Genomic DNA, 16,502 nt, shown 5'->3' with positions numbered 1-16,502 from the left:
GCACAGTCACCGTCAGGGCGAACAGGGCAGGTGTCGAGCACAGGTCGTTCGCCGCAGTCGCGGCGCTGGTCCGCGGTCCAGGTGTCGGCGCCGGAACGCCAGGCTTCCGCGAGCGGGACGATGTGCCATCCGCACCTTGTTCGCGGTGCCGCTCACGTCCGTGGGTCACTGAACTCGGTACGTTCGCGATCCTCCCAGGCGTGCGGACCACCCTCCTCGGCCAGCAGGACGACGAGAGGTCCATGCCGCTGGACGACTACCTCACCGAGACCGTGGACCTGCTGCGAGAAGGTCCCGACGCCAGGGAGATCGTGGGCGAGCGCGCCAGGTTCCTTCGCGGGCACCCGGTGCTTGCCGGACGGACTGACGAAGTCGACAGGTCTCCAACGGACGTTGAGGCAGAACCAAGGCTCGATGTGAACGAGTGCAGAGTTCATGAGGCCGGCCTACCGGTGGCTCGTCAGCCTCGGGGGCCGGTGGATCGGGCCGGTGACCTGGGTCAGGGGCCGGCCCGTGCCCTGGTTGGCCTGGGCGATGATCTCCGCGGTGATGGACACGGCCGTCTCCTCGGGCGTGCGGGCTCCGAGGTCGAGGCCGATCGGGGAACGCAGCCGGGCCAACCCGTCTTCCGCGACGCCCTCCTCGCGCAGGAGCCGCAGGCGCTCCTCGTGGGTGCGCCTGGAGCCCATGGCCCCCACGTAGGCGACGGGCAGGTCGAGTGCCAGGCGCAGCAGAGGGATGTCGAACTTGGCGTCGTGCGTGAGGACGCATACGGCGGTGCGCTCGTCCACGGTCGTGCGCTCCAGGTAGCGGTGGGGCCAGTCGACCACCACCTCGTCCGCGTGCGGGAAGCGCGCGGGGGTGGCGAAGACGGGGCGGGCGTCGCAGACGGTGACGTGGTAGCCGAGGAGGCGGCCGGCCTGGCTGAGGGCGGCGGCGAAGTCGACGGCGCCGAAGACCAGCAGGCGCGGCCGGGACGCATGGACGTGGACGAGGACGGACAGGTGCTCCGGGCACCCGTCCCCTGCCCCGCCGATGTCGGCGCGGGCGGTGCGGCCGGCCCGCAGCAGGGCCCTGGCCTGGTCGGCCACCGCCCGGTCCGTCGGCCCGCCGTCCACGCGCCCGTGGGCGGCATGGTCACCGCCGAGCACGCTCAGCGTGGAGCCGAGGAGTCGCTCCGGGCCGTCCACGACCTGTGCCACGGCGGCCGGACGCCCTTGAGTGATCTCGGCGAGGGCCGTGGGCAGGTGCGGCTGGGCCGCGGGGTCGATGCGCTGGACGAAGACGTCGAGTTCGCCGCCGCAGGTCAGGCCGACGGCGAAGGCGTCGTCGTCGGAGTAGCCGAACCAGGCGCGCTGCGGAGCGCCCCGGTCACGGAGCACCTGTCGGCACAGTTCGTAGACCGCTGCTTCGACGCAGCCGCCGGAGATGCTGCCGACCGCGTGGCCGTCCTCGTCCACCGCGACCGACGTACCGACCGGCAGAGGGGCGCTGCCGCGCACACCGACGACGGTGGCCAGGGCGAAGGGGCGTGCCTCGCGGCACCAGCGGTGCAGTGTGTCCGCGATGTTCAGCATGGCAGTTCTCCACGGCGGGACCAGGGTCGGAAGGTGAGCGGGCCGCCGCCACGACGCGCGGGGGGCGTCACGCGGCGGCGGCCCTGGGAAGTCCGGCAGCCGGACGGGGGGCAGGCTGCCGGACGAGCGGTGTGTGCTGCGCCGGACCGAAGTCCGCGGATCAGAGCAACGCCTCGGCGGTGATGGGCAGTTCGCGGATGCGGCGGCCGGTGGCGTTGAAGACCGCGTTGGCGATGGCGGGCGCCACCCCGATCATCACGAGCTCTCCGAGTCCCTTGACGCCGAGCGGGTCGGCCTCGCGGTCCTCGCCGTCCAGGTAGATCGCCTTGAGGTCGGGGATGTCGGCGTTGACGGGCACGAGGTAGTCGGCGAGGTTGGCGTTGACGATCCGGCCGTCGCGGTGGTCGGTGACCGTGTGCTCGAGCAGGGCCGTGCCGATGCCGCCGACCATGCCGCCGAGGGCCTGGCTGTCGGCGAGCTTGGGGCTGATGATGCGGCCCGCGTCGTACACGCCGAGCACCCGCCGCACCCGCACCAGACCCAGGGTCGCATCCACCGCCACCTCGGCGAAGGTCGCGTTGTAGGCGTAGAAGGAGTGCCGCTCCGGCCCCGACGGCGGCGCGAAGGAGCCCTCCGCTTCCAGGTGGGTGCGGTCGTTGCGGGCCAGTAGCAGCCGGTATGTCTCCCCGCGCGTGGGATTGTCCTTCACGTGCAGTCGGCCGCCCCGGACCACGACATCGTCGGCCGCCACCCCGTACAGCGGCGACTCGCGGTCCTCGACGGCCAGCTTGATCGCCTGACGGCGGACCTTGTCGCAGGCGTCGAGAGTGGCGGAGCCGACGCTGGCCATGGTCATGGAGCCGCCGTGCGGTGGGGTCGGCGGGTAGAGGGAGTCGCCGAGGCGAAAGGTGACCGTGCGCACGGTGAGTCCGAGGGCGTCGGCGGCGACCTGGGTCTGGGAGGTGTAGGTGCCTGGGCCCATGTCGGTGGCGGCGGCCTCGACCAGGGCGGTGCCGTCGGCGTCCAGGCGGGCCCGGGCCTGGGCGGGCATGCGGGCGGTGTCGTAGACGCCGGCGGCCATCCCCCTGCCGATCAGCCAGTCGCCGTCCCGCGTCGAGCGGGGCTCGGGGTTGCGGCGGTGCCAGCCGAACTCGCGGGCGCCGACGGTGTAGCACTCGCGCAGCCGGCGGGTGGAGAACGGCAGCCCGGACGACTCGTCCTCGTTCGGTTCGTTGCGCCGGCGCAGCTCGATCGGGTCGACTCCGAGCTCGTGGGCGAGTTCGTCCATGGCCGACTCGATGACGAAGGACGCCGTCTGGAAGCCGGGGCCGCGCATGTACAGCGGCGTGGGCAGATCCAGCGGCACCGTCCGGTGCGCCTGGCTCACGTTGGGCATGCTGTAGAGCATCTGCCCGGCCGCCAGGATGGACTCGGTGAACGTCTCGTACGACGACGTCTCGGCGTCCAGCTCGTGCACCGCGGCGGACAGACGGCCGCGCCGGTCGCTGCCCAGGCGCAGGCGGTATGCGTACGAGGGCCGGAACCCGGTGCCGAGGTACATCTGTTTGCGGCTCAGCGCGAGCTTGACCGGCCGCTTCGTCTCGCGGGCGGCCAGCGCGGCGACGACCACGTGCGGCCAGCAGCGCAGTGCCGTGCCGAAACCGCCGCCGACGAACGGCGAGATGACACGCACCGCGTCCATCTCCAGGCCGAACACCGCGGCCAGTTCTGTCTGCGTGCCCACCACCCACTGGGTCTTGTCCCACACGGTGAGCTTGTCGCCGTCCCAGCGGGCGATGGTGGCGTGCGGCTCCATCGGATTGTGGTGGTTGCGCGCCGTGCGGTAGGTCAGGTCCAGCCGTACGGCCGCCGTGCGCAGGGCGGCCTCGGCGTCACCGCGCGCGTAGCGGGTCGGCTCGTCCGGTTCGGCCGCGGTGAGGTCGGTCGAGGGCTGTTCGGCGTCGTAGCCGACCTTGACCAGGCTCGCACCGTGCTGTGCGGCCTCCAGGGTGGTGGCCACAACGACGGCGACCGGCTGGCCGTGGAAGCGGACACGGTCGTCCTGGAAGACGCGAAGCCGTCGGCCTGGCGGGTTGTTCGACCCCGGGTTGTCGCGGTACGGCAGCTTCGGCGCGTTGCGGTGGTGGATCACCTTCAGTACGCCCTGCTGGGCTTCCGCGGCGCGGGTGTCGATGCCGGTGATACGGCCTCGGCCTACTGCGGCGTCGACGATGACGGCGTGCACGGCTCCGTCGACGTCGTGCTCGGCGGCGTACAACGCCTGACCCGTGACCTTCAGCCGGCCGTCCACCCGGGACAGCGGCGCACCCACGGCTGCCTGCGGCTGGGGGCTCACTTGGTACCTCCTACGACGCGCAGCTGACGTTCCACGGCGCGCTTGAGCAACTCGACCTTGAACCGGTTGTGCCGAAGGGGACGGGCGCCGTCCGCCGCCTTCGCGGCAGCGGCCGACCAGAGGGCCGGCGAGGGGCGTTCACCGACGAGGTGCCGCTCGACGGCGGGCAGCTTCCAGGGCACGGTTCCCACTCCCCCCGCGGCGACCCTGGCCTCGCGGATCACCCCGCCGCGTACGTGCAGCGCCACGGCCGCCGAAATCAGGGCGAACTCGTACGACTGACGGTCACGCACCTTCAGATAGCCGGACCTGAGCGGGCGCGACAGAGCGGGGATCTCGACGGCGGTAATCAACTCGCCTTTACGCAGGACCTGTTCGCGGTGTGGGGTATGGCCGGGCCGCAACAGAAAGTCGGCAAAGGGGACTTGGCGTGCCCCGTCCGGGCCCAGCAGGTGCACCCGGGCCTCCAGGGCGGCGAAGGCCACGGCGGCATCGGACGGGTGCGTGGCCACGCAGGCGTCGGAGGTCCCGAGGATGGCGTGCGTGCGGTTGACGCCGTGCAGCGCGGCACAACCGGAGCCGGGCTCACGCTTGTTGCAGTCGGCGGTCACTTCCCGGAAGTACGTGCACCGGGTGCGCTGCAGGATGTTGCCGCCGATGGTCGCCATGTTCCGCAGCTGCGCCGAAGCACTCAGCTCCAGCGCCTCGGAGACGACGGGATACAGGGTGCGCACCTTGGCGTGGGCGGCGGCCTCGGACATGGTCACCAGGGCGCCGACGCGCAAGCCCCCGCGCTCGGTGACGGTGATCTCGCCCAGCGGCAGGCCGCTGATGTCGACAAGGGACTCGGGGCGTTCGACGGTCTCGCGCATGAGGTCGACCAGGGTGGTGCCCCCGGCGATGTAACGACCGCCCGCGTGACCGGCTTCGAGAGCTTCACGGGTGTCGGAGACCCGGGTGTAGGTGAAGGGATGCATGGCGGCCGCTCCTTACTTCCGGCCCGCGGTCTGCTCCACCGCGCGCACGATCTTCACGTAGCAGCCGCAGCGGCAGATGTTGCCGCTCATCCACTCCCGGATCTCCTCCGGCGAACCGGTGTGACCCTCCTGGATGCACCCCACACCGGAGACGATCTGGCCCGGGGTGCAGTAGCCGCACTGGAAGGCGTCCTGATCGATGAACGCCTGCTGCAACGGGTGGAGCTCGCCGCCGTCGGCCAGGCCCTCGATCGTGGTGACCTCGGCGCCCTCCAGACGGACGGCCAGCGTCAGACAGGCGTTGTGCCGCTGCCCGTCGACCAGTACCGTGCACGCCCCGCAGGCCCCGGCGTTGCAGCCCTTCTTCGAGCCGGTCAGGCCGAAGTGCTCGCGCAGCAGATCCAGCAGTGAGGTGCGGTTGTCGACCGTCACGGTCCTGCGGGCGCCGTTGACCGTCAGGGAGACGCGACTGGAGGGCGGCCCCTCCGCAGCGCTCACCTCCTGCGCGTCGGCGAGGATCGTCCCGCCGATCACACCGCCCGCGACCACGGCACCGCCGACCGCGGTGCTGGTGGCGATGAACGTACGCCGAGTCGGCGCCGATGAGGGCTCGCCGGCTCCGGTGGGGGGAGGAACGTCGAATTCAGAAAGTTCAGCAGACATACGTACGCCTTCGCATCACGGACGGATCCGTCGTGCACGACAGAGGGACAGCAGGCGGGATCGTCGCCACCACGGGCATCGGTGACCGCTCACCTCGACAGGGAGCTGGTCTCGCGGGAAGTCTTGCACCACCGGCAACGCTCGTGGCAGGGAGACTTTCCTCCCCCCCTCTACGCTCCATCAGGAGCGACTGGCCGACCTCATCGGGGGCACTTTCGCGCGGGAAGAGGCGGAACAGAGCCGCGTCGCCTCCCCGCGTGCGGGTGCGTCAGCGTCGCTCCACGTCGTTGTGCGTGGCGGACTGATCGTCCGCTCCGAGCAGGTCGCCGACACGGTCCTCCCCAGGACACCGTGCCGTTCTGTGTGCGCCTGCGTTGCGTGCTCGACGGGCGGGGCTACCGGTTGCGGGTGCGAGGGCCGTCGTGCTGCTGGTCGGTGACCGGCTCGGCCCAGGCGGTCTCGGGGGTGCCGTCGCCTGTGCCCTCCCACATGGCGATGTGCTCCATGAACCGGTCGGGGGCGGCGCCGTGCCAGTGTTCCTCGTTCGGCGGGCACGCGACGGTCTCGCCGGGGTGGGCCTCGAGGACGGTGCCGTCCCGGGTGCCGATCAGCGCGATGCCGGAAACGATGTGCAGGGTCTGGCCCAGGGCGTGGGAGTGCCAGTTGGTGCGGGCGCCCGGTGAGAAGCGCACCAGGTTGGCGCGCAACCGGGACGGCTCCTGGCCGGCCACGATCACGTCCCACCAGACGTCGCCGGTGAACCAGTCCGCCGGGGCCTTGCTGGTGGGCTGCTGCTTGATGAATTCCATGGTGTCTCTCCTGTCTCCTTCGAGCGTGGGTCGTCTCTAGCGGGCGACGTAACCGCCGTCCACGGGGAGGGCGACGCCGACGACGAAACTCGCTCCGGGGCTGCACAGCCACAGGACTGCCTGGGCGATTTCCTCGGCGGTGCCGAGCCGGTTGACGGGCTGGTTCGCCTCGGCCTCCGCACGGTCGAGCTCCCCCTTGGCGATCATGTCACTGACCATGGGGGTGTCGATGGTGCCGGGGCAGACGGCGTTGATCCGGATGCCGCGCGGGGCGTATTCGAGGGCGGCGCTGCTCGTCAGGCCGATGACGCCGTGCTTGGAGGCGTGGTACGAGGCGCGGCCGGGGAGGCCGACCAGGCCGCCGAGGGAGGAGCAGTTGACGATAACGCCGCTGCCATGAGTGCGCATGTGCCGCAGCTCGTGTTTCATGCAGGCCCACACGCCGCGGAGGTTGATGGCGTTGACGCGGTCGAACCGTTCGGCGGGTTCGTCGGCGGCGTCGCTGGTCGGGATCTGGATGCCGGCGTTGTTGTAGGCCATGTCCAGGCGGCCGAAGGTCTCCACGGTGCGGTCGACCGCGGCGGCGACCTGGTCCTCGTCGCTGACGTCACAGGTGAGGGCGAGGACGTGGTGGCCGGCGTCGGTGAGTTCCTTCGCGGTTGCGTTCAGGGCAGCTTCGTCGATGTCGGTCAGGGCGACGGCGGCTCCGGACGTGGCGAACGCGCGGGCGGTCGCCAGGCCCATACCGGCGCCGGCCCCGGTGACGAGGGCGACCTGGCCGGTGAAGTCGTAGGTGGGGTTCACGTCGTGGTCTCCGTTCGAGAGCGGATGTGTGGCGGCGCGCGTGGCCTCCGGGCTGCCCGGATGGGCTTGCGGCGGCACGACGCCTTGCCATGAACCCCGTCAGACCGTCTGGCCCCCGTCGACTACCAGGGCGTGCCCGGTGGCGAAGGAAGCGGCGTCCGAGGAGAGCCAGAGCACGGCGGCCGCGATCTCGTCCGGTGTGCCGAGGCGTCCGATCGGCTCGTCCGCGATCAGGGCGTCCCGTCCGCCGGGGGTGCTTTCGGCGAAGCGTTGGATCATCTCGGTGTCGATGATGCCGGGGCAGACGGCGTTGACCCGGATGTTGGAGGACGCGTAGTCGAGGGCGGTCGAGCGGGTCAGGCCGATGACACCGTGCTTCGCGGCGGCGTAGGCGGCCTGTCCCTTGAAGCCCTTGACGCCGGCGCCCGACGAGGCGTTGACGATGGCGCCGCCCCCCTGCTGGAGCATCAGGGGGATCTGGTGCTTCAGGCACAGGAACATCCCGGTCAGGCTGACGCCGATGACGCGGTCCCACTCGTCCCTCTCGATGTCCGCGGCCGGCTTGACCGGCTGTTCGACGCCGGCGTTGTTGAAGGCGACGTCCAGCCGTCCGAACGCCTGAATGGTGTCGTCCAGCGCGGACCGTACGTCGTCTTCGCTGGTGACGTCACAGGCGAGGGTCAGAGCCTGCCCGCCCGCTTCCTCGATGAGCCGTGCGGTCTCCCGCAGGCCGTCCGGGGACCGGTCGGCGAGGGCGACGTGGGCGCCCGCGCGGGCGAAGGCGACGGCGGTGGCGCGGCCGATGCCGGAGCCGGCTCCGGTCACGAAGGCCGCCTTGCCGGTGAAGGTCGCGTTGCTCACGGTCATGGGAAGAGTCCTCTCGCTTGCTGGTACGTCGTCGGGTACGTGTCGGCAGTACGCGGAACGGGGCTTGAGTCAGTGCTGCGAGGGCACCTGCGCGGGTTCGTCGTGTCGCGTGTGCGTGGGAGCGCTGCTCCGGGCCACGATCCGGCCCTTGCGGGACGAGCCGTGGACGGCGAGGGCGATCAGGGGCAGCAGCGTGAGGGCGGCGATGACGGTGCCGACCAGGGGCGGGCCGGTCAGGCCGAGGGAGGAGTCCAGGGCCGTACCGGCGATCAGCGAGCCGGCGGCGATGCCTGTGTTGAAGGCGGAGGTGGTCAGCGCCGAGGTGAGGGTGGGCGCGTCGCCCGCGAAGCGCATGGCGAGGGCCGTGACGACCGGGTTGACGGTGAAGCCGGTCAGGCCCATGAGGAAGACGAGGAGGGTGGCTGTCACCGGGTTGCCGGACAGCGGGATCATCAGGAGCAGGACCAGAGTGGTGGCCGCTGCGGCCGTGATGGTGGTGACCATCGGACGTCGGTCTCCCAGGCGGCCTCCGATGGTGGTTCCGCCCAGGGCGCCGACGCCGAAGGCGATGAGGACGAGCGGTACGGCGCCTGCGGGGATGCCGGCGCGGTCGGTCAGCAGCGGTGTGATGTACGTGTACGTCGCCAGCACACCGCCCATGATCAGCATCGCGGCGCCGAGCGCCAGCCACAGCCGGCCGTGCCGCAGAGCCCGGACCTCGGCCCGGAGGGACACCTCGGCGCGCTGCCCCTGGGCCGGGATGAAGCGGCCGATGAACACGGCGGCGAGCCCGGAGAGGACGGCCAGGGCCCAGAAGGGGCCGCGCCAGCCGGTGAACTGTCCGGCGAAGGAGCCGATCGGCACGCCGACGACGTTGGCCAGGGTCAGGCCGCCGATCATGACGCCCGTGGCGCGGGTGGCGTTGCTCGGTCCCGCGGCGGTGGTGGCGACGACGAAGCCGACGGACCAGAACGCTCCGGTGGCCAGGGCCGTGACGACGCGGGCGATGAGGACGACCGTGAAGGACGCGCTGAGGGCGGCGACCAGATGTCCGAGGCAGAACACGGCCAGGGCCAGGATCAGCGTCTGGCGCTGAGGCAGGCGCAGGGTCGCCATGGCCATCGTCGGCGCACCGACGATCATGCCGATGGCGAAGGCGGTGATCAGCAGGCCGGCGTGGGAGACGCTGACTCCGAGGTCACCGGCCAGCTCCGGCAGCAGCCCGGCGACGACGAACTCGGTGGTCCCCATCAGAAACGTGCCGGCGGCGAGCACCCAGACAACGAAGGGAAGCTTGCCGGGGGTGGTCCCGGACGCGGAAGGCATACGTGTGCTCTCTCCTTGCGTAGAAGACGGCGAATCAAGGTGGCGGCTGAAGCCGTCACGGCGGCCGGCGGACTGCGCGGCCAGGTCTTCGACGGTTCCATGAACCGAACCGGACGAAAAGGGGAGGATCCCCTCCCCCCTTCTTGCGGGGCCTCCCGTGCGGGGCGAGCGGTGGGGGGCGGGTCAGGGCGCGGCTTCGATGGTGATCTCGTCGGCGGTGGCGAGCTGCTCGGCGCCGCCGTCGGCCATGCGCCCGAGGGGGACCAGGCCGGCCGCGTAGGGGGCGTCGCGGTAGTAGGTGGCCAGGGTGCCCCAGGGTGCGTAGTACGCCAGGTCACCGGCCTTGGGGTCGGCGCCTTCCGGGGCACCGGAGGTGGACAGCTTTCGCGGCAGGCCGGCGGTCTTCTCGACCTGGTTGAAGTCGCGCAGTGACAGGGTGAGGGGGAGCTGGGCGGCGAAGTCGCGGGCGGCAGCGCTGTCGTTCAGGGTGGCCGCGATGCGGTGGCCGTTGAGCGTGAGCCGAATGTTCATGGCGGTTGTCCTGCCGGTCGGTGCGGTGGCGGCCGGAGCTGTCGAAGCCTGCGGCGACACGGGCTCGGAAGGAGAGGAGGAGGAAGGGGAAGGGGAATCGTTGGTGCAGGCGGTGGCGACCAGCAGCAGGGCGGCGGCCGGGATCACACGGGCGAAAGCGCGAAGGGGCGCGGGATTCACGGCGTCGTCCAGGGGCTAGTCGGGCAGGGGCTCGGCGTAGTGGCGGAAGCCGTCCCGCTGCTGGTGGATGTCGTACAGACGCTGGGCCAGGACGTCGGGGCTGCTGTGCTCGGCGTCGGGCCGGATCGCGCCCGGGACGATCAGCTGGGCGGTGTAAATGTTCTCCGGGGTGAGCGCGTCGTGCAGCATGCCGGCGTAGGCGCTTTCGGCGGCGAAGGCGATCGAGGTGCCGGCGACGTTGGGGGTGGGGCGTACGGCGCTGGAGCCGTTGACGAACAGCAGGGTGCCGCGGCCGAGGGCGCGCATGCCGGGCAGGACGGCGTTCACGCAGGTGACAGGGCCCTTGACGGAGAAGGCCAGGGGTGCGTCGAGCTCGTCGGCGCCGGTGTCGAGGACCGGCTTCATGAAGTCGGCGCGGGGCACCGGACTGTACTGCAGGATCTCGATGGGCCCCAGGGCGGTCCCCGCCGCGTGCAGAGCCGTGGTCAGGGACTCGATGTCGAGCACGTCGGCGGTGAAGCCGCGGGCCCGGATGCCGTCGCGGGCCAGCTCGGCGGTCATCTCCTCCAGGCGCTCGGCGTTGCGTGCGATGAGGGCGACGGTGTGGCCGGCGACGCCGAATCGGCGGGCGGTGGCCAGCCCGAGACCGGGGCCGGCGCCGATGAGCGCGAAGGTCGTCATGGGGTTTCTCGTTCCTTGTGTGAGGCGGTGGCTCCCGCCCGCATCCGCGCTGCCGTTGATGCGGCCCTGCAGTGGGGGTGCCGGGCGGGAGGTGGCCGAGGGCCGAGGACCGGTGGCCGGTGGCCGAAGACCGAAGACCGGTGGCCGGTGGCCGAAGACTGGCCGGTGGCCGGTGGCCGAAGACCGGTGACCGGTGACCGAAGACCGGTGGCCGGTGGCCGAGGGCCGAAGACCGGTGGCCGGTGACCGGTGACCGAAGACCGGTGGCCGGTGACCGGTGACCGAAGACCGGTGGCCGGTGGCCGAGGGCCGAAGACCGGTGGCCGGTGGCCGAGGGCCGAAGACCGGTGGCCGGTGGCCGAGGGCCGAAGGCCGGTGGCCGGTGGCCGAGGGCCGAAGACCGGTGGCCGGTGGCCGAGGGCCGAAGGCCGAGGGCAATGTGCGCCTGGCGCCGTCCGGTGCGGCCCTACGCGATGCGCGGCGTGCGATCAGGCCAGACTCTTGCTGAAGAACTCCTCCAGCTTGTCGAACGGGATCAGGTCCGTCCTGTCGTACAGATCGACGTGGCCGGCGTTCGGGACGACGTGGAACTCCTTCGGTTCAGCCGCGAGTTCGTAGGCGTCCTCGCTGAAGTACCGCGAGTGGGCGTTCTCGCCGACGACGAACAGGATGGGCCGCGGCGAGATCCACTCGATCTTCGACAGCAGCGGAAAGTTCATCAACGACATGCCGCTCGACATCGTGAACTGGGTGATGGAGTTCGGGTGGTAGCCACGAGGAGTGGAGTAGAACTCGCCGAACTCACGGCCGACCGGGTTGGTGTTCTCGTCGAACCCGATGGGCGCGCCGCGCGGGGTCAGGGCGGGGGCGTGGGCCTCGAAGTCCGCGTACCGCTGCTCGGCGATCGCGTCGAGCATGGCGCCTCGCTCCTCCGCGGTGAGGGAGCCCTGCCAGCCCTCCGAGGCGATCCGGGCGATGTCGTACATGACGACCGTGGCGACCGCCTTGATGCGCCGGTCGACCTGGGCCGCGCTGAGCGCGAAGCCGCCGCTGCCGCACATGCCTACGACGCCGATGCGGTCCCGGTTCACGAAGTCACGGGTGCCCAGGTAGTCGACGGCCGCGCTGAAGTCCTCGGTGAAGACGTCGGCGGAGGAGACGTGTCGCGGGTCGCCTCCGCTGTAGCCGTTGTAGGAGGGGTCGAAGGCGAGGGCCACGAAGCCTCGCCGGGCCAGGTTCTGGGCGTGGATGCCCGGGCCCTGCTCCTTCACGCCGCCGTACGGTGCGCCGACGATGATCGCGGGGTGTTCCCGGGAGGCGTCGAAGTCCTTCGGCTGGTAGAGGTCCGCGGAGATGGTGATCCCGTACCTGTTCTCGTACGACACCGGCTTCCGGGTGACGTTCTCGTCCAGGTCGAAGATGTAGTTGTCCACTGCAGGCATTTCTTGTCTCATTCCTGTGGTGCTCGCCAGGGGCAGCCGGTCACCGGGCTGGTCAGGGCTTGAGGAGGGCCTTGATGGCGCGGCGCTCGTCCATCGCCTTGTAGCCCTCGGCGACCTGCTCCAGGGGCAGGGTGAGGTCGAAGACCTTGCCCGGGTTGATCCGTCCGGAAAGGACCCGGTCGATCAGGTCGGGCAGGTAGCGGCGTACGGGGGCGGGGCCGCCGCGCAGGCCGACGTGGGAGAAGAAGAGTTCCTGGCCGTCGACCTGCACGTCGTGGGGTACGCCGACGAAGCCGACGTTGCCGCCGGGCCGGGCGGAGTGCAGGGCCTGCCGCATCGACTCGGCGGTGCCGACGCACTCCAGGACGGAGTCCGCGCCGATGCCGCCCGTGAGGTCCTTGACGCGGGCGATGCCTTCGTCGCCGCGTTCGGTGACGATGTCGGTGGCGCCGAATTCGAGGGCGAGTTCCTGGCGGGACGCGTGGCGGCTCATGGCGATGATCCGCTCGGCGCCGAGTTCCCTGGCGGCGATGACGCCGCACAGGCCGACCGCTCCGTCACCGACCACGACCGCGGTGGAGCCGGGTTTCACTTCGGCGGCGAGGGCGGCGTACCAGCCGGTGCCCATCACGTCGGAGACGGCGAGCAGGCTCGGCACCAACTCGCCGGCAGGGTGCTCGTCGGTGGCGACCAGGGTGCCGTGGGCGTTGGGGATGCGTACGTAGTCGGCCTGGCAGGTGCTCATGAACTCGCGGTGCAGGCAGTTGGACTGCCAGCCGTTACGACAGTTCGCACAGGTGTTGTCCGAGGTGGCGAAGGAGCCGACCACGAACTGGCCCGGCTTGACGTTGGCGACCTCGCTGCCCACCTCCTCGACGACGCCGACGTACTCGTGCCCCATCGGGTGCGGGTCGCCGATGGGTTCCGCACCGCGGTAGGGCCACAGGTCCGAGCCGCACACACAGGTGGCGACGGTGCGGATCACCGCGTCTGTCGGTTGGATGATCTTCGGGTCGACGAGGTTCTCGAAGCGCACGTCGCCGGGGGCGTAGATGACTGCTCCGCGCATTGGGGGGCTTCCTTCGGTGCGGGGATCGGTGAGCGCGCAGCCGGGGTCGGGGTCGGGGTCGGGATCGGCTGCTCGATATCGAGCCTCATACGCGAGGGCGAGCGCGAAAAGAGGAGAGAACCATCCCGGGACGGGAACATCCTGGGAGTGAATTCTCCCCCCTTTCCCTGATGGAATCGGTGCCATGCTGGGAAGCATGACCGCCAACATCCCCCTCAATGAGCTGGGAGAATTCCTCAAGAAGCGCCGCTCGGAGCTGAGCCCGCGCACGGTCGGCCTGCCCGAGACCGACAGGCCCCGGCGGGTGGACGGACTGCGCCGCGAGGAAGTCGCCCAGCTGGCCAGCATCAGCACCGACTACTACACCCGGCTCGAGCAGGGACGCATGCAGGCGTCGGCGCCCGTGCTGGACGTTCTCGCCCGCGTACTCCATCTGGATGACGACGAGCGGGGCTATCTGTTCCAGCTGGCGGGCAAGACCACCGGCCGCACCCGGCGACGCGGTCGGCAGAAGGTCCAGCCGCAGCTGCAACGAGTCCTGGACGACCTCACCGCCACCCCGGCCGTCGTACAGGGCAGGCGCGGGGACATCCTCGCCTGGAACGCGTTGGCCGCCGCTCTGGTCACCGACTTCTCCCGCGTCCCGGAAAAGCACCGCAACTATCCCCGGATCCAGTTCACCGATCCGGCGATGCGCACCCTGTACGCCGACTGGGAGGCTTCAGCACAGATCTCCGTGGCACAGCTGCGCATGGAGGCCGCGAAGTATCCGGAGGACCCCCGCCTGATCGAGCTGGTGGGTGAACTGTCCCTGCGCGACAAGCAGTTCGCCCGCTGGTGGGGCGATCACCACGTCGCCGCCCGCACCGTGGGCACCAAAACCCTCAACCATCCCGTCGTCGGCGAACTCGTCCTCGACTGGGACACCCTCACCGCAAGCACCGACCCCGACCAGCACCTCACCGTCTGGACCGCCGCCCCCGGCTCCCCCACCCACGAACGGCTGCGCATCCTGGCCTCCTGGGCAGCCGACCAGGACCTGCCGGCCTCCTCCCCCGTCGGCTGACCGCGACGGGCCGCCGCTGCGGGAGACCAGGTCGGGGGTGCGGGCCGACTCGTTGCCCTCGAAGTAGGACACGACACGCCGCCCAGGCCTGTGGATCGCGCCGGTCGCCTGACAGGAATTTCTCCCTTGCCGAATACGGAGGCTGGCATAGCCGCAGTCCTTGACCTCCTCACCGTCGGCATGACGTCGTCGGCATCCGCACTCAGCAGGTGTGCGTGCAGTCACTGGTTCCTGGCGGGGTCGCGCCCCTCGAACACGTGCCGTCTGTGGGACCGGCCCCCCGCCGGGCTCTGTGCGGCACCGACGTCGCCAGCCCGTACCCGACTCGGCCGACGCGGACCTGGACGTCGCCGAACGCTCTGGCGCGCAAGTCGCGCCCGGCACAGGCCATGGCCGTCGAGCCGTCACCTGGGCCATCGCCCCATGACCGGCCGACTGACGCCCTCTGCCCAGAGGAAGGCCGACGTGTGCGTCAGAGGACGACGCGGGCCAGCGGGCCGCGCCGCAGGACGAGAACTCCCTCTGGTTGTGGAACCGCTGCGCGGTCCCTCCCACGTTGTGGCGGCATCGCGAAGATCCTCGGGACGGACCCCGTATGCCGCTCCACGGCCTCGAGCATCGTACAGACGCGGCCCGCACGCCCCAGAGGCCTCCGGAACACCGTCCTGCCGTACGCTCGTCCGTTCCCCTCACACCGCCCGTACGGGATGCCTGACGACGGCGTCGAACAGATAGCCCTGGGTGTTCGGGACGGTGGTGTCCGGCTGGGTAAGGCCGGCGCTGTCGGTGGCCCGGGCCAGCAGGGTGTACGCGCCCGGGGCCGACGGGCGCCAGTCGGTTGACCAGCGCACCCAGCCCGCGCGGCGCGGGGCGTCGTGCAGCCGGGCGCGCCGCCAGTGGGTGCCTCCGTCGGTGCTGACGTCGACGCGTACGACGCCACCCGCACCGGACCAGGAACGCCCGGTCAGGCGGTGTGCGACACCCGCCTCGAGGCTCGCGTCCCAGGGAAGCTCCCAGGCGCTCTTGACGGTCTGCCCCGTCAGCGGGGCGCTGCCGCCGTCGGGGTGGGCACTGCCGAACAGCCGGTAGAAGTCGGTGTTCCAGGGCGAGTAGAGAGGTCGCGCGGACACCTCGATGTCGCCGACCCACTTGATCGACGCGATGCCGATCCAGTTCGGGACCAGGACGCGTACGGGGAAGCCGTGGTCGTAGGGCAGCGGTTCGCCGTTCATCTCGTAGACGAGGAGGACGTCGTCGAGCGCCTTGGACACCGGCAGGGGGCGGCGGACCCGGCCGAGGTTCGTGCCGTCGGCGGTGACGTAGTCGGGGTCGAGGCCGCGGGGCATCACGTCGACGGCGTCGCGGGCGAGCCCCGCCCGTCGCAGGACGTCGGCGAGGCGGGCTCCGCGCCAGCGGGCGATGCCGATCGCGCCCAGCGTCCACGCCGTGCCGGCGACGGTCTGGTCCTGCTGGGAGGTGAAGAAGCTGCGGCCGTTGCCCGCGCACTCGACGAACGCCGTGCGGGTGACCGCGGGGAGCTTCTTCAGGTCGGCGAGGGTGAACGCGACGGGGGTGGGGCGGGTGAGGCCGTCACCGTGGACGGTGAGGGTCCAGTCGGCGGCGTCGAGGACGGGGGTGGAGGTGTGGTTGCGGACGAAGAAGTGGTCGACAGGGGTGTGGTAGCCGCTGTCTGCGAGGGAGGCGAACTTCGTCTCGGCGTTGGTGCCCCGGATGGTGAACCAGTCGTCGGGGAGCGCCTTGACGATGCCGGGCGACGTCGCTGCCGCCGCCTGGGCGGAGAAGGCGGCCACGGCGGTGGTGGTGAGTCCGGCGGCGGCGGTGAGGCGGAGCAGATCGCGCCGCGCGACGCCGTCGGCGCGGGCTTCGCCGGCCAGCCACTGGTGCAGTCTGCGGCGGTCGTAGGCGGATTCGGGCGTGGGAGACATGGACATGGGCCTGCCTTTCCGGGGGCGGGGTGCCTGGGCCGGGGCGCGATCAGGGCGTCAGAAGGCGCCGCGCGTCCACGGCGGGAGGGCGGAGAGGGGTGAGGTGAGGATCAACAACAGCCGCGCGAGAGCAGCGCGCGGTACCGCGGGGCGGGGCGGTGGTCATCGAGGGTCACGGGCGCCATGCTACGAGGCGGCAGGCGAAAGG

Annotated in this window: 15 protein-coding genes; 1 reads left to right on the top strand and 14 read right to left on the bottom strand. The window is 71.1% G+C overall.

Features of this window, described 5'->3' with window-relative positions:
• Window positions 1-152 precede the first annotated feature (152 nt).
• The 13 genes from ACFWBB_RS08110 to ACFWBB_RS08050 form a co-directional block, all read right to left on the bottom strand.
• A complete protein-coding gene (locus ACFWBB_RS08110) occupies window positions 153-437 on the bottom strand; it encodes a hypothetical protein (RefSeq protein WP_385268331.1) in 285 nt (94 codons plus the stop codon).
• A 9-nt stretch (window positions 438-446) separates the two neighbouring features.
• Window positions 447-1,577 carry an XdhC family protein gene (locus ACFWBB_RS08105; protein WP_385268329.1) on the bottom strand — a complete coding sequence of 377 codons (1,131 nt, stop codon included), beginning with the start codon at window positions 1,575-1,577 and terminating at the stop codon, window positions 447-449.
• A gap of 160 nt (window positions 1,578-1,737) precedes the next feature.
• A complete protein-coding gene (locus tag ACFWBB_RS08100; protein WP_385268327.1) occupies window positions 1,738-3,933 on the bottom strand; it encodes a xanthine dehydrogenase family protein molybdopterin-binding subunit in 2,196 nt (731 codons plus the stop codon).
• Window positions 3,930-4,910 carry an FAD binding domain-containing protein gene (locus tag ACFWBB_RS08095; RefSeq protein WP_385268325.1) on the bottom strand — a complete coding sequence of 327 codons (981 nt, stop codon included), beginning with the start codon at window positions 4,908-4,910 and terminating at the stop codon, window positions 3,930-3,932. Before ACFWBB_RS08095 ends, ACFWBB_RS08100 begins: the two co-directional genes overlap by 4 nt.
• Before the next feature lie 12 nt (window positions 4,911-4,922).
• Entirely contained in the window at window positions 4,923-5,573 is a 651-nt protein-coding gene (locus ACFWBB_RS08090; RefSeq protein WP_385268323.1) for a (2Fe-2S)-binding protein, read from the bottom strand.
• Between the two features lie 395 nt (window positions 5,574-5,968).
• On the bottom strand, window positions 5,969-6,382 hold the full coding sequence (locus ACFWBB_RS08085) for a cupin domain-containing protein (RefSeq protein ID WP_385268321.1): 414 nt from the start codon (window positions 6,380-6,382) through the stop codon (window positions 5,969-5,971).
• Window positions 6,383-6,418: 36 nt separating this feature from the next.
• Entirely contained in the window at window positions 6,419-7,186 is a 768-nt protein-coding gene (locus ACFWBB_RS08080) for an SDR family NAD(P)-dependent oxidoreductase (RefSeq protein WP_385268319.1), read from the bottom strand.
• A gap of 99 nt (window positions 7,187-7,285) precedes the next feature.
• A complete protein-coding gene (locus ACFWBB_RS08075) occupies window positions 7,286-8,053 on the bottom strand; it encodes an SDR family oxidoreductase (protein WP_385268317.1) in 768 nt (255 codons plus the stop codon).
• Between the two features lie 69 nt (window positions 8,054-8,122).
• Complete coding sequence (locus tag ACFWBB_RS08070) at window positions 8,123-9,379, bottom strand: MFS transporter (RefSeq protein ID WP_385268315.1); 1,257 nt, start codon at window positions 9,377-9,379, stop codon at window positions 8,123-8,125.
• Window positions 9,380-9,562: 183 nt separating this feature from the next.
• Window positions 9,563-9,910, bottom strand: a complete 348-nt coding sequence (locus tag ACFWBB_RS08065) for a cyclophilin-like fold protein (protein ID WP_385268313.1) — start codon at window positions 9,908-9,910, stop codon at window positions 9,563-9,565.
• Between the two features lie 195 nt (window positions 9,911-10,105).
• On the bottom strand, window positions 10,106-10,771 hold the full coding sequence (locus ACFWBB_RS08060) for an SDR family NAD(P)-dependent oxidoreductase (protein ID WP_385268311.1): 666 nt from the start codon (window positions 10,769-10,771) through the stop codon (window positions 10,106-10,108).
• 488 nt (window positions 10,772-11,259) lie between these two features.
• The gene (locus ACFWBB_RS08055; RefSeq protein WP_385268309.1) at window positions 11,260-12,213 is read right to left on the bottom strand and encodes an alpha/beta hydrolase; all 954 of its coding nucleotides are present in this window, start codon (window positions 12,211-12,213) and stop codon (window positions 11,260-11,262) included.
• Window positions 12,214-12,265: 52 nt separating this feature from the next.
• Complete coding sequence (locus ACFWBB_RS08050; RefSeq protein WP_385268307.1) at window positions 12,266-13,282, bottom strand: zinc-dependent alcohol dehydrogenase family protein; 1,017 nt, start codon at window positions 13,280-13,282, stop codon at window positions 12,266-12,268.
• A 184-nt stretch (window positions 13,283-13,466) separates the two neighbouring features.
• Here ACFWBB_RS08050 and ACFWBB_RS08045 point away from each other — a divergent pair, with 184 nt between their 5' ends.
• The gene (locus ACFWBB_RS08045) at window positions 13,467-14,348 is read left to right on the top strand and encodes a helix-turn-helix domain-containing protein (protein ID WP_385268305.1); all 882 of its coding nucleotides are present in this window, start codon (window positions 13,467-13,469) and stop codon (window positions 14,346-14,348) included.
• 689 nt (window positions 14,349-15,037) lie between these two features.
• Here the strand turns inward: ACFWBB_RS08045 and ACFWBB_RS08040 are convergent.
• Window positions 15,038-16,300: a sulfite oxidase gene (locus tag ACFWBB_RS08040; RefSeq protein ID WP_385268303.1), complete on the bottom strand. Its 1,263-nt coding sequence runs from the start codon at window positions 16,298-16,300 to the stop codon at window positions 15,038-15,040.
• Between the last annotated feature and the right edge of the window lie 202 nt (window positions 16,301-16,502).

This window comes from Streptomyces sp. NPDC060000 (assembly GCF_042737375.1).
GTDB lineage: Bacteria > Actinomycetota > Actinomycetes > Streptomycetales > Streptomycetaceae > Streptomyces.
Note: the sequence above shows the minus strand (reverse complement) of the source record. Positions and strands in the feature narration are given on the sequence as shown.